The organism is Pantoea sp. B550 (assembly GCF_024158165.1).
Classification (GTDB): domain Bacteria; phylum Pseudomonadota; class Gammaproteobacteria; order Enterobacterales; family Enterobacteriaceae; genus Pantoea; species Pantoea alfalfae.
Window position 1 is genome coordinate 2,338,005 of sequence record NZ_JAMYXI010000003.1, and the last position, 12,020, is coordinate 2,350,024.

At 57.4% G+C, this 12,020-nt stretch carries 10 protein-coding genes; 7 read left to right on the plus strand and 3 right to left on the minus strand.

What is annotated here, in order from left to right; genetic code table 11:
• Positions 1–31: 31 nt before the first annotated feature.
• A complete protein-coding gene (locus tag NIM72_RS13865; protein ID WP_161736365.1) occupies positions 32–1,150 on the plus strand; it encodes an ROK family transcriptional regulator in 1,119 nt (372 codons plus the stop codon).
• A gap of 366 nt (positions 1,151–1,516) precedes the next feature.
• Here the strand turns inward: NIM72_RS13865 and NIM72_RS13870 are convergent, their stop codons facing one another.
• Both NIM72_RS13870 and NIM72_RS13875 read right to left on the minus strand, forming a co-directional pair.
• Positions 1,517–2,608, minus strand: coding sequence for an ABC transporter ATP-binding protein (locus tag NIM72_RS13870; RefSeq protein WP_161736366.1), 1,092 nt, complete (start codon positions 2,606–2,608; stop codon positions 1,517–1,519).
• A gap of 12 nt (positions 2,609–2,620) precedes the next feature.
• Positions 2,621–3,220 (minus strand): GNAT family N-acetyltransferase, encoded by a 600-nt coding sequence (locus NIM72_RS13875; protein ID WP_161736367.1) that lies wholly within the window; start codon positions 3,218–3,220, stop codon positions 2,621–2,623.
• A gap of 550 nt (positions 3,221–3,770) precedes the next feature.
• Here NIM72_RS13875 and NIM72_RS13880 point away from each other — a divergent pair.
• The 4 genes from NIM72_RS13880 to NIM72_RS13895 all read left to right on the plus strand — a co-directional run bounded on the left by NIM72_RS13880 (position 3,771) and on the right by NIM72_RS13895 (position 8,282).
• Entirely contained in the window at positions 3,771–5,102 is a 1,332-nt protein-coding gene (locus NIM72_RS13880; RefSeq protein WP_161736368.1) for an extracellular solute-binding protein, read from the plus strand.
• Positions 5,103–5,159: 57 nt separating this feature from the next.
• Complete coding sequence (locus tag NIM72_RS13885) at positions 5,160–6,032, plus strand: carbohydrate ABC transporter permease (RefSeq protein WP_161736369.1); 873 nt, start codon at positions 5,160–5,162, stop codon at positions 6,030–6,032.
• Positions 6,032–6,847, plus strand: coding sequence for a carbohydrate ABC transporter permease (locus tag NIM72_RS13890; protein ID WP_010252038.1), 816 nt, complete (start codon positions 6,032–6,034; stop codon positions 6,845–6,847). Before NIM72_RS13885 ends, NIM72_RS13890 begins: the two co-directional genes overlap by 1 nt.
• A gap of 103 nt (positions 6,848–6,950) precedes the next feature.
• A complete protein-coding gene (locus NIM72_RS13895) occupies positions 6,951–8,282 on the plus strand; it encodes a glycoside hydrolase family 28 protein (protein ID WP_253422098.1) in 1,332 nt (443 codons plus the stop codon).
• Between the two features lies 1 nt (position 8,283).
• On the opposite strand, the gene NIM72_RS13900 is transcribed toward NIM72_RS13895, so the two are convergent.
• Positions 8,284–9,354, minus strand: coding sequence for a tartrate dehydrogenase (locus NIM72_RS13900; protein WP_371876298.1), 1,071 nt, complete (start codon positions 9,352–9,354; stop codon positions 8,284–8,286).
• Positions 9,355–9,418: 64 nt separating this feature from the next.
• Between NIM72_RS13900 and NIM72_RS13905 the strand changes: the two genes are divergently transcribed.
• Together NIM72_RS13905 and NIM72_RS13910 are read left to right on the plus strand one after the other, a co-directional pair.
• Positions 9,419–10,363 (plus strand): LysR family transcriptional regulator, encoded by a 945-nt coding sequence (locus tag NIM72_RS13905; protein WP_161736371.1) that lies wholly within the window; start codon positions 9,419–9,421, stop codon positions 10,361–10,363.
• Positions 10,364–10,558: 195 nt separating this feature from the next.
• Positions 10,559–11,650 carry a YncE family protein gene (locus NIM72_RS13910; protein WP_253420796.1) on the plus strand — a complete coding sequence of 364 codons (1,092 nt, stop codon included), beginning with the start codon at positions 10,559–10,561 and terminating at the stop codon, positions 11,648–11,650.
• The last annotated feature ends 370 nt before the right edge of the window (positions 11,651–12,020 follow it).

Here is a 12,020-nt window from a genome sequence, read left to right on the forward strand (position 1 = left end):
AACCTCTTCTGCCAGATAACCCGAGGAATTTATGACCGCTCCCAACGTAACCGCGCGCATTCTGCGGTTGATTGTTGAAAATGCGCCGATCAGCCAGTCAGACCTGAAAGTCCGTAGCGGACTGAGCATGTCGACCGTGTCGCAGGCGACTAATCGGCTGCTGGCACAGGAGATTGTGCAGGAGCTGGGGCTGCGTCGCGTGTCGATGGGGCGGCCAAAAACCCTGCTGGGACTCAATCCCGATCGTGCCAGCGTGATTGGCATTCAGCTCAACGCGGAACGCAATCTGATCGTCATGACCGATCTCAGCGGCAACCTGCTGGGCGAGCAGCAGATGCCGAAAGGCACGCTGACACCGCGCCAGCTCGGCGATGCGCTGGCGAAGTTCCTGCGAGGTGTCGAGGAGAAGCGGGTCGGGGCGATTGGCCTGGCGCTGTCGGGCCTGGTTGATGCTGAAAACGGCTACTGCATCCGCTCCAAAGTGCTCGACTGGGATAATGTCCCGATTGCACGTCTGCTGGAAGAGCGTTTCTCGCTGCCGGTCTTTATCGAGAACGACGCCAACGCGATGGCGATGGCGGCGCTGGTGTTTGGGCAGCTCGGTAATGCCCAGTCAGCGGTAATCGCCACCTACGGTAAAGGGATCGGTGCAGGCATCATCCTGAATCGTCAGCTCTATCGCGGTCGTCATGGCAAGGCAGGCGAGATCGGCAACGGGCTGGTGGGTGATGGCTCGCTGCGTCTGCTGGAAGATGTCGCCTCATCGCGCGCCATTCTGCAGCGGCTGGCGGAGCAGGAACCGATGGAGGGCCTTACGTTGCAGGCGCTGGATCAGCGACCAACGCCCGAGGTGCTGGCGGTGCTGGAAGAGGCAGGGCGCGAGCTGGGGATTTCGCTGGCGAACCTGTCAGTGGCCTACGATCCGGACGTGGTTTATCTGGCGATGGAGCCGCACATGGCATCACGCATTCTGCTCGATCACATCACTCAGAGCTTCCAGGCATACCGGCTCAAACTGACGCCGCACATGACGCCGTTGCAGTTCCTGACGGAATCGAACCGGATGTGGGCGCTGGGCGCGGCGGGTTTTGCCGTCAACCGGCTGCTGGATCTGCTGGCGGCGCAGGCCGATGAAGAGCCGGTCACCTGAGTTATCCCTGGAATAAAAACGGGCGCTAAGCGCCCGCCAGACTGCTGACAAACCCAAGTCAGGGTGAGTCTGGCAGCAATGAATAAGCGCAATGCGCAGGGAGCACGCTCAGAGGAGGAAAGCGTCCCGCGGCAGGGACAAAAACGCCAGGCGTTTTTGAACAACGCAACGCGTTGGCCCGGTTACGGGCGCACCTCAGGGATGAGGTGCGTAATCGCGCGGGCCGGGCATGCCAGGGATGGCGGTTTTTGCGTCTTTCCGATCTGACCGTGTTCCCTTCGCAGGCTCGGTCTTACCGCTATCGAGCTGGACTTTGTCAACAATCTCACGGGCGCTTCGGCGCCCGTTTTTATTTCCGCGTTTGCCTTAGCGCAGGCGCAATCCCTGCTCATCAAACAGCAGGCAATGCGCGGCAGAAAAGCCCAGTTCTACCTGTGTGCCCATATCGCGCGTGGTTGCTTCGCGCTCTTCCACCACCAGCATCTGCTCGCGCCCGATATCCAGGTAGAGATAGTTGGTGTGGCCCAGCATCTCGCCATAGGCCAGCTCGCCGTGGAAGCGCAGTGCGTCCGGCGTCTGCGCGGCGGGCTGGAAATGCTCAGGACGAATGCCCAGCGTCACGGTCTGGCCCTCACGACAGTCTGCGGCGATTTTCAGCACCAGGCCCTCAATTTTCAGTTCCGGCACCCGCAGTTGCACTTCACCCTCGCCGGTGGCGCTGATTTCCGCCCGCAGGAAGTTCATTTTCGGTGAGCCGATAAAGCCAGCGACAAACAGATTATCCGGATCGTGATAGAGCGTCAGCGGTGCGCCGACCTGCTCAATGCGGCCCTGACGCAGCACCACAATGCGGTCAGCCAGCGTCATCGCCTCCAGTTGATCGTGGGTCACATAAATCATCGTGTTACCGAGCGAGGCGTGCAGCCGGGCGATCTCAATGCGCATCTGCAGGCGCAGTTCAGCATCAAGGTTAGAGAGCGGTTCATCGAACAGGAAGATACGCGGATGACGAATAATCGCCCGGCCTATCGCCACGCGCTGCCGTTGTCCGCCAGAGAGCGCACGCGGCAGGCGATCAAGCAGTTCGGTGAGATGCAGACGGGCTGCCGTCTGAGTGATCGCCTCGTTGATCTCCGCTCTGGACTTTTTCATCACCTCCAGCGGATAGGCCAGATTGCCGCGCACCGTCATGTTGGGGTAGAGCGCATAAGACTGGAACACCATCGCGATGCCACGCTCGGTGGCGGGCTGCTGCGTCATGTCCTGCTCCTCAATCAGCAACTGTCCGCTGCTGATCTCCTCCAGCCCGGCGATCATCCGCAGCAGCGTCGATTTGCCGCAGCCGGATGGCCCGACAAACACCACAAATTCACCGCTGTTAATCGTCAGGTCGATGCCATGAATGACATTAACGTGTTCATACGACTTCTTCACATTCTGCAAGCGCAGGCTGGTCATCGGCTACCTCACTCAGAGTAACTGGCCCATGTAGATGGCATTGCTGCGCAGGATAGGGGTAAACCCCATGCGCGCATAGAAGGCACAGACCTGCTCGTTCTGCAGGCTGACGCCAAGATGGACACCGCTGACGCCCGCCGCCCGCAACGCCGCCAGCTCATGCTCAATCATCCGGCGACCCCAGCCGCCTTTCTGCGCCGCCGGCAGGAGGTTGATATGCAGATGCGCGGGCCACTGCGTCACCAGCGTGTCAGCAGCCTGGTCGGGATGACGTATTGCGTCGAGCACTTTGCTGTCGAGCGGGGCGCTGGCGCTGCGATCACGATACTTATCCTGCAGCTGCGGCCACCATTCGGCCTGAAGCTGTGCTTCAAACGCGCGGGTATCGGGCGCGGCGACGACATAACCCTGCACCTCACCGTCCCGCTCCAGCACAAAAGCAAAGTCAGGCGCGAAGCGCGCATAGGGCACGGCAAAACGCTGGCCGGGATAGTCGGGATCGGAGTAGAGCGCGCGGGCATCGCTGCCTGCATCGGCTGTTTCCAGGCAGATGCGGTAGAGCGCCGGGTAGTCCGCCGGCGTGGCCGGACGAATGACACTTTGATTCGCCATGGTGAATTCTCGTGAGTGAGGGAACCGGTCAGGGATTGAACAGATCCGCAGATGAAAGTTACGTTAATGAAAGTGGACTTAGTTTTCAAGATAGAATAATTACCTTATCGCACTAACGCAGGCGGTTCGGCAATGTTTAGCGGCGTCAGGATGCACAACTGTGATCGCCAACACGTCAGGAGCGCCGCGGCTGGCCAGCGTTTTAAGGCCGTTCGGAAGGGAAAAGTGTGAGCGTGATAGGATTTTCATATGTTTTATCAGGACGTTATTTTGCGATTATTGTACTGGTATCTCCTGCTATTGAAAACGTGACTGGCGACGTGCCGCCAGGGTTAATCGTCTGAAAGCCAGCGCGGTGTGCTGAATTTCACGCCATGTCGCTGTTTATTTGCGCGTGCTCACAGCGTTGCAATTCCCACTGCAGGCTGTTTGACTTTATTTTTCCATTAAAGTAAGTATGAGTGAGTGCGTTTGTGTGCGGCTGCAGCCTGCAGGATGTCAGGCGGTGAGATGAAAGGATGCCGATCCTGGTCTGAAGAAGGTGAGCATAATGTCTGTTTCCTCCGTTCGTTCGTTCCGAATTCGCAATGTGGGTCGGCTGCTGGCAGCAGGCCTGCTGGCGGGCAGCGTTTCTCATGCCGCTCACGCCGCTGTTACTCTGAATGAGTGGGATATCTACAACTACCCGGAGCAGACTGCCGCGGTGGATGAAGGGATTAAAGAGTTCTCACAGCAGAATCCCGGCATCGTGATTAACCGCTCAGTTCACTCTTTTGAAGATACCCGCATTCCGCTGAAGCTGGCACTGACTGCCGGTGATGGCCCACAGATCGCCCAGGTCAATCAGGGCGGCGGTGATATGGGGTCGCTGGTTAAAGATAAGCTGCTGCTGCCGCTCGACGGCTATGCCGCCAGCTACGGCTGGACCACGCGCTTCCCGGACTCGATTCTGAAACGTAACCGCTGGTCAGACAGTGGCGAGTTCGGCAGCGGCAAGCTTTACGGCATCGCCAGTCTGGGCGAAATGGTCGGTCTCTATTACAACAAAGCGCTGCTGGATAAAGCGGGCATTGCGGTACCGAAAACGCTGGCCGAGCTGGAAAGTGCCATGGCGAAGCTGAAACAGCAGGGCACCGCACCGATGATGCTGGGCCTGCTCGATGGCAACATGGGCCAGCAGCTGCTCAGCACCCTGTGGCAGGCGCAGATTGAGAGCCACGACCGCAAGACGCTGGATAATCTGATTTACGATGTGGGCGGTACCTTCAAAGACAGCAAGCTGGTCAATGCCGCCACCATGATGAAGAGCTGGACCGACAAAGGGTACTTCTTCCCTGGCTTTCAGGGCATTGGTCACGACGATGCGGCGACGCTGTTCCAGAACGGCCAGGCCGCGTTCCTCGTCAGTGGCACCTGGTATCTCGGCCAGTTTAAAGACAACAAGGATATTCACTTTGCCGCAATGCCTGCCGGTGAAGGCGTGAAGCAGCCGCTGATGGTGGGCGGGACCGATCTGGCGTTCTCGATTACCAGCACCGCCAAAGGCAAAGATCAGCAGGAGGGCGCGGCGAAGTTCATCAACTATATGGTCTCGGATGCTATGGCGAACCGCTGGCTGAAAGTGGGCTTCCTGCCGGCCAGTACTAACAAGGCGGCCAAAATGCCGGCGGACAATCCGCTGCTGGCGGAGGCGTATCAGGTCTGGCTGACGCTCAACGACTATGACGGTTTAGGCCACTATGTGGACTGGGCCACGCCGACCATGAATGCCGAGCTGAATCAGAACGTCCAGCTGCTGCTGGCGGGTCGTCAGACTGCCGATCAGATGGTGGCCAATTTTGATAATAACTATCAGCGTTACCTGAAAACCCTGAAGCATTAAGCCGGAGGCCCGGCGCACAGCCGGGCCTGAGCATCGTTCTGAACCACGAGTAGGGTTATGTTGAATTTAAGCGGCTGGCGTAATTTTCTCTATGTTCTGCCTGCGGTGCTGGTCTATGCGGTGTTTCTGCTGTTCCCGCTGCTGGCCTCACTGGGTATCAGTTTTACTGAATGGGACGGCACCTCGCTGCCGGTGTTTAGTGGCATCAGTAACTACCTGCGGATGTTCAGCGATCCGGTCTTCTGGATTGCGCTGGGCAACAACGCCATCCTGATGCTGTTCTATACCCTGTTGCCGATTGGCGTCGGCCTGCTGCTTTGCAGCTTTCTCTATGACACGCGCAACAACAACGAACGCAGCGTGCTGCGCATTCTCTTTTTCCTGCCCTACATTATGCCGATGGCGGTATTGGGCGTGGTGTGGCGCTGGCTTTATAATCCGGCCTTCGGGCCGATCGACCAGATATTACGCGCGATTGGGCTGCCACAGCTGGCGCTCTCCTGGCTGGGTGATTTTACCTGGGCGCTGCCCGCCGTGGGGCTGGTCGCCACCTGGTACTTTTTTGGCTTCTGTCTGGTGCTGTTTATGGCGGGCCTGCAGCGTATGGACCCATCACTGCTGGAAGCCGCCGATCTGGATGGCTCGTCACGTCGCCAGAAGTTTATGCGCATCACGCTGCCTGGCCTGCGGCCCGAACTGCGGATTGCCCTGCTGCTGACGGTGATCGCCAGCCTGAAAGCCTTTGACCTGGTCTATGTGATGACCCAGGGCGGGCCGGGCACCTCCACCATGGTGACCAACATCTTTATGTATAAGCAGGGCTTTGACCTGCACTACTTTGGCTACGCCTCGTCGGTCGCGGTGTTCAGCATGATCATTGTTTTAGGGATTAACTATCTGATCCACCTGGCCTTAAAGGAGCGTTACTGATGCGAAGCACGCCGGTGATTTCACGCGCGCTGATCTGGATCGTGGCGCTGATGACGATTCTGCCTTTTCTGATGGCGCTGATGACCTCGTTTAAAACCCAGATGGAGCTGTTTCAGGGTGTTTTCACGCTGCCCGCCTCGCTGAATTTCAAAAACTACCTGACCGCCTGGCAGCAGGGTCACTTTAACGTCTACTTCCTCAACTCAGTACTGGTGGTCATTCCGGTAGTGCTGTTCAGCGTGCTGCTCGGCATTCTGGCCGGGTTCGGTTTCGCCTGGCTGAAAATCCCCGGTAAAAAAGTCATCGGAGCGATGCTGGCGCTGGGGATGGTATTGCCGAGTGAAGCCTTTATCATTCCGCTCTATCACGAGCTGCGCTGGATGGGGCTGACCAACACCTATCTGGCGCTGATCCTGCCGCAAATTGCCTTGTCGCTGCCCTTTACCACGCTGATGATCGCCAGTGCTTTTCAGCAGGTGCCGAAAGAACTGGTGGAAGCGGCGGTGATGGATGGGGCATCGCGGGTCAAAATTCTGTGGGGCATTCTGGTGCCCGCTATCTGGCCGACCCTGTCAACGCTGGGGCTGCTGCTGTTTATCTGGACCTGGAATGAGTTCCTGATCCCGCTGATTCTGGTCAACAAGGATGAGCTGCGCACGCTGCCGATTGGCATGATGTTTTTCCAGAACAAAAACACCATCGACATTCCGGTGCTGATGGCGGGCGCGATGATTGTGATTATGCCGCTGATCGTGGTGTTCCTGATTTTCCAGCGCAAGTTCATCAGCGGCGTCACCGAAGGGGCCGTGAAGTAATTTGTGAAGTTCCGCACGAAACGGCGCACTGGCGGCCAGACAAAGGTTTGCCGCGCCGTATCGTGCTGCAATTCCTCCTCCTCAACCCTGCGGGAGACGCATGATGCACCTTTCCCTTGCTGATTTTCACCCTGTCGCCGATGGCGAAACCCCGGACACGGCCATGTTGCAACGCGCGATGGATCAGATTGCGGCGGCAGGCGGTGGCCGTCTGACGCTGCCAGCCGGACGTTATCGCAGCGGCTGCCTGAACCTGCCCTCTGATTTTGAGCTGCACCTTGAAGCGGGTGCGGTGCTGATCGCCAGTCCGCGGCTGGCTGACTACCAGGCGGTACAGGCGCTGAGCTGCGCGGAAAAGTCCCACAACGTGCTGCTCTATGCGCTGGGCCAGCGCAATATCACCATTAGCGGCACCGGCCGCATCGATGGCGAGGGTGAAGCCTGGTTTGCCGCTGAGCGGGATGAGCAGGGCTATCGTCTGCCGCGTGCCGACCGGCCGCGCATCATTGTGTTTGAAGATTGCGAACAGGTGACGCTGACCGCCTTTACCATAGTGCAGGCACCGATGTGGACAGTGCATCTGGTGAGCTGTCGCCATGTGCATATCGACCACCTCACCATCGACAACGCCATGACGATGCCAAATACCGATGCGCTCGACATCGACAGCTGCGAAGCCGTGTTTGTCAGCAACAGCTACCTCAGCGCCGCTGATGATGCCATCTGCATCAAAACCACCCATAAACCGGCCGCGCTACGGCGTCCGGCGCGACAGATCATGATCACCAACTGTCTGCTGCGCAGCTACAGCTGCGCCTTTAAGATCGGCACTGAAACCTGGGATGACGTCGAAGATGTCACGGTAACCGGCTGCACCATTTTTGATTCCAACCGCGGCATCGGCATCCTGTCGCGTGACGGCGGCGCGATGCGGCGTCTGCTGTTCAGCAATCTGACCTTTGCCTGTCATCACGCGCCGCCCTGTCACTGGGGTAAAGCCGATCCGCTGCATATTTCGGTACGCCGCCGCGATCCTGCCATCATGCCCGGCATCGTGGAGCAGGTGCAGTTCAGTAATCTTACGGGCGTGTCAGAAGGGGCGATTAACCTGCATGCGGCAGAACCGGGCTGGATACGCGATGTGGTCATCAGCCAGCTGCAGATGCGGCAGAGCGTGGCACCGGTTGCACAGGGACACTATGATGTACGGCCGCCCTGTAACCCGGACTCCCCGACCGGCATGGGGCTGGATAACGCCTACAAACTTGACCCGAAAACCGGCGAAGCCTTTGGTGTCGAGCGCTATCCCGGCGGACTGCCGGGCCTGTTCGCGCGTGGGGTGGAGAACCTGCAACTGCACAGCCTGGTGATAACACGTCCGGAGCCGTTACCGTCAGGCTGGCACCCTGAGTGTGTGGTGCAGTTGCCGGATTGATTTACAGCGCGGCGGCGATGGCTGCACCGAGCTGTTCGGTGCTGGCGCTGCCGCCGAGATCGCGCGTCAGGTGCTCGCCCGCCGCCAGCGTGCGTTCAATCGCGTCTAACACCGCATCACCTGCCGCTTTGTAGCCGAGGTGCTCCAGCATCATCGCCCCGCACCAGATCTGTCCGATGGGATTGGCGACGCCTTTACCGGCGATATCGGGCGCAGAACCGTGAACCGGCTCGAACAGGCTGGGGAACAGGCCTTCCGGGTTGATATTGGCCGAAGGGGCGATGCCGATGGTGCCGGTACAGGCCGGGCCGAGATCGGAGAGGATATCGCCAAACAGATTGCTGGCGACCACCACATCAAACCAGTCCGGATGCAGCACGAAGTTAGCGGTGAGAATATCGATGTGATACTTATCGACGCGAACATCGGGGAACTGACCGGACATCGCTTCAACGCGGCTATCCCAGTAAGGCATGGTGATGGCGATGCCGTTCGATTTGGTGGCAGAGGTCAGGTGTTTCTTCGGCCGACTCTGCGCCAGCTGATAGGCAAACTTCAGGATGCGATCGACGCCGGTGCGCGTCATCACCGTCTCCTGAATCACCACTTCACGGTCAGTGCCGGGAAACAGGGTGCCGCCAACGCTGGAGTATTCACCCTCGGTGTTTTCGCGTACCACATAGAAGTCGATATCGCCGGGCTGACGATTCGCCAGAGGCGCTTTGACGCCAGGCATCAGCCGCACCGGGCGCAGATTGACATACTGATCAAACTCCCGCCGGAACTGCAGCAGCGAGCCCCACAGCGAAACGTGGTCGGGCACGACATCAGGCCAGCCGACCGCGCCAAAATAAATCGCATCAAAGGCTTTGAGCTGCAGGAACCAGTCGTCAGGCAGCATTTTGCCATGCTGCTGCCAGTAGTCGGCGCTGGCGTAATTGAACCACTCCCAGCGCAGCGGAATGTTAAATTTCTCTGCGGCCGCATTCATTACGCGGACGCCTTCCGGCATCACTTCTTTGCCGATGCCGTCGCCAGGGATAACGGCAATGCGGTGAATTTTGTCAGTCACAGGGCACCTTTCCGGTTGATGTTCGAATTGTGTACGCAGTATAACTGTCGATTCCGGGGAAATAATGAGCCTCAAAGGCAATCCATTGTTGAATCAAAGTAGAGAATCCCGCACCTCCACCGATGACTTAGCCTTCTTTGTTCGCCTGGCCGCGCTGGACAGTCTGACCGCGGCGGCGCGTGAACTGGGCCTGTCGCTGGCGGCGGTCAGCAAGCGTCTGAGCCAGCTGGAGCAGCGGCTTGGCGTGCAGCTACTGCGCCGCACCACGCGACGGCTGGAGCTGACGCCGGAAGGCCGTCGTTATCTGGCAGGTGCGCGCCCGTTGCTGGATCAGCTGGTGGCGCTGGAAGAGGCGGTCAGCGGTGAAACGGCTCAGTTGCGCGGCACACTTAACATCAATGCCTCATTTGGTTTTGGTCGTCGGCACATTGCGCCCTGCGTCTCTGCCTTTGCCGCACTGCATCCGCAGCTCTCGCTATCGCTGTCGCTCAGCAGCCAGCCGCTTAATTTTCTGGATGCGCACATGGACATTGATATCCGCGTCGGTGAACCGCCCGACTCGCGGCTGGTAGCGCGTAAACTGCGCACCAATCCGCGCATCCTCTGCTGCTCACCCGCCTATGCTGCCCGTCACGGCCTGCCCGCTACGGTGCGCGATCTGGCGCAGCACAACTGCATTTTACTGCGTCAGCACGACAGCGATTTTACGTTATGGCGGCTGACCAGCGGCGAACAGAGCATCAGCCAGAAAGTGCGCGGCAGCCTGATTACCAACGATGGTGAAGTGGCGATGCGGCTGGCGATGGATGGGCATGGCATTCTGCTGCGCTCCTGGTGGGACGCGCAGCACAGTCTGGCGACAGGCGAACTGTTGCAGGTGCTACCCGACTGGCAGGCCCCTGATGGCGATATTTTTGCGGTCTGGCAGGCGCAGCGCCAGCTTCCGGCGCGCATCACCGCGTTTGTAGCGTTTCTGCAGAAAAATCTGCAATCTGTTGAAAAACAGTGATTTTATATGGATGGGCGGGCCTGAAAAAGCATCTGCGGACAAGTAGCATACCGCATTAAACTGATTCGGTCGTTTCAGACTGACGCTGCGTTTACAGTCTTTTTTCTGATGCGTATGATTTTCATTCATTTTTCTTCCCTGCCTGTCCTCTGCGTTGCGGCCAGCCGGGAGAGCAGGTCGATAGGGGAGTTAAGCATGAAAGCGTTGTTCAGCCCGCATAAAAAGGCACTCGCACTGGTGATGGTCACCACCTTCAGCCTGGCGGCGTGCCAGACCGCGGTGAAAAAAGTGGATGGTGGCGCCGTAGTGATGCAGCCCTCCAGCCCCGATAACCTGATTGAGCGCGAGCTGGGTGAAGGGTTGTATGAGATGGCGTACCTGCCCGCCAGGAATGCGCTCTATGTTGCCAGTGCGCCGGAAGGGAACGATATCAGTGGCGGCATGATCTACCGTCTTGATGGCACTACGCTGCAGAGCACCGGGACGGGCCATTTCGACCTGAAAAACTTTGGGCTGATTAGCGAGCCGGACGGCAGCGCACTCTACGCCACCAACTCACTGGATGGCGGCATCGCTAAGATTGATCCGGAGAACGGAAAGGTGCTGAAACGCCTGATGTTTGACGATAAAAACGAGAAAGGGTTACCGGTTGGCACGCGTGAAATCTTTCTGCATGACGGGCTGCTCTATGTCGGCGGCACAGGCGATCCGGGTGTGATCTGGGTGGTCGATGCCAAAACGCTGACCCTGAAAACCCGGATTAAAAATGCCGGCAAGTGGGTCACAGGCATTATCTTCTCGCCGGTCAGCGACCGGATTTACGCGGCGAACGGCAGCGGTGAAATCCTGGTAATCAATCCGCGTAATCACAAGATCGAACAGCGTCTGACAGCCGGTGACGGGCAGAATTATCTTTTCCTGAACATGGCCGAAGATCCGGCGACAGGACGCCTGTTTGTCACGGATAATTCTAAGGCGAAAAACACCCTGGTGTTTGATGAGCGCAGCGGCAAGGTGATTAAGCGTCTTGATGTGGGTGATTCGATGGGGATTAAGTTTAACGGCAAGCGCAATGAGATTTATATCAGCCAGCGCGAGTCGAAGAAGGTGCTGCAACTGGATGGCACGACCTATGAAGTGAAAAACAGCTGGTCATTTGATCGTCACCCTGACAATCTGCTGGTCTCACCGGATGGGCAGACGCTCTATGTCACCACCAGGCCTGACTTTAATCAGCATCACAGCAGCAAAGAGCGGGACGGCGTAGCACGTATTCAGCTGAATTAAGTTAATAAATGGCGGCCGCAGGCCGTCTTAATGCTTTTATCTGATTCTCAATTTCAGTTGTTGTTTTTAATTATTAGCAAAATGTTTCTTGTCTTTCTGCATGGACCTATTTCACTGGCAGGGGAACGGCTTTTGCTATTCATTCTGGAATTAATGTTGTCAAAAAATTAACCATATAACCAGGTGGCTGGCTTTTTTATTATTATCATTCCAATATTATCCCGATTTTTATGATTATTTCATAATATCTGGAAAGTGATTTTATTATATTTATATTTTTCCAGAAAATGGATTTTTTTACTATTTTTTTTAGCCTTCTGCTGCTGTATTGTTCCAGTAAATGAATTTTACATTTACTGAAATAAAAGGG

Excerpts from the sequence above, each read along its gene's own strand:
- NIM72_RS13905 (WP_161736371.1), top strand. The coding sequence starts at position 9,419 with ATGAGCCTCAAAGGCAATCCATTGTTGAATCAAAGTAGAGAATCCCGC.
- NIM72_RS13870 (WP_161736366.1), bottom strand. The coding sequence starts at position 2,608 with ATGACCAGCCTGCGCTTGCAGAATGTGAAGAAGTCGTATGAACACGTT.
- NIM72_RS13890 (WP_010252038.1), top strand. The coding sequence starts at position 6,032 with ATGCGAAGCACGCCGGTGATTTCACGCGCGCTGATCTGGATCGTGGCG.
- NIM72_RS13865 (WP_161736365.1), top strand. The coding sequence starts at position 32 with ATGACCGCTCCCAACGTAACCGCGCGCATTCTGCGGTTGATTGTTGAA.
- NIM72_RS13910 (WP_253420796.1), top strand. The coding sequence starts at position 10,559 with ATGAAAGCGTTGTTCAGCCCGCATAAAAAGGCACTCGCACTGGTGATG.
- NIM72_RS13875 (WP_161736367.1), bottom strand. The coding sequence starts at position 3,220 with ATGGCGAATCAAAGTGTCATTCGTCCGGCCACGCCGGCGGACTACCCG.
- NIM72_RS13885 (WP_161736369.1), top strand. The coding sequence starts at position 5,160 with ATGTTGAATTTAAGCGGCTGGCGTAATTTTCTCTATGTTCTGCCTGCG.
- NIM72_RS13880 (WP_161736368.1), top strand. The coding sequence starts at position 3,771 with ATGTCTGTTTCCTCCGTTCGTTCGTTCCGAATTCGCAATGTGGGTCGG.
- NIM72_RS13895 (WP_253422098.1), top strand. The coding sequence starts at position 6,951 with ATGCACCTTTCCCTTGCTGATTTTCACCCTGTCGCCGATGGCGAAACC.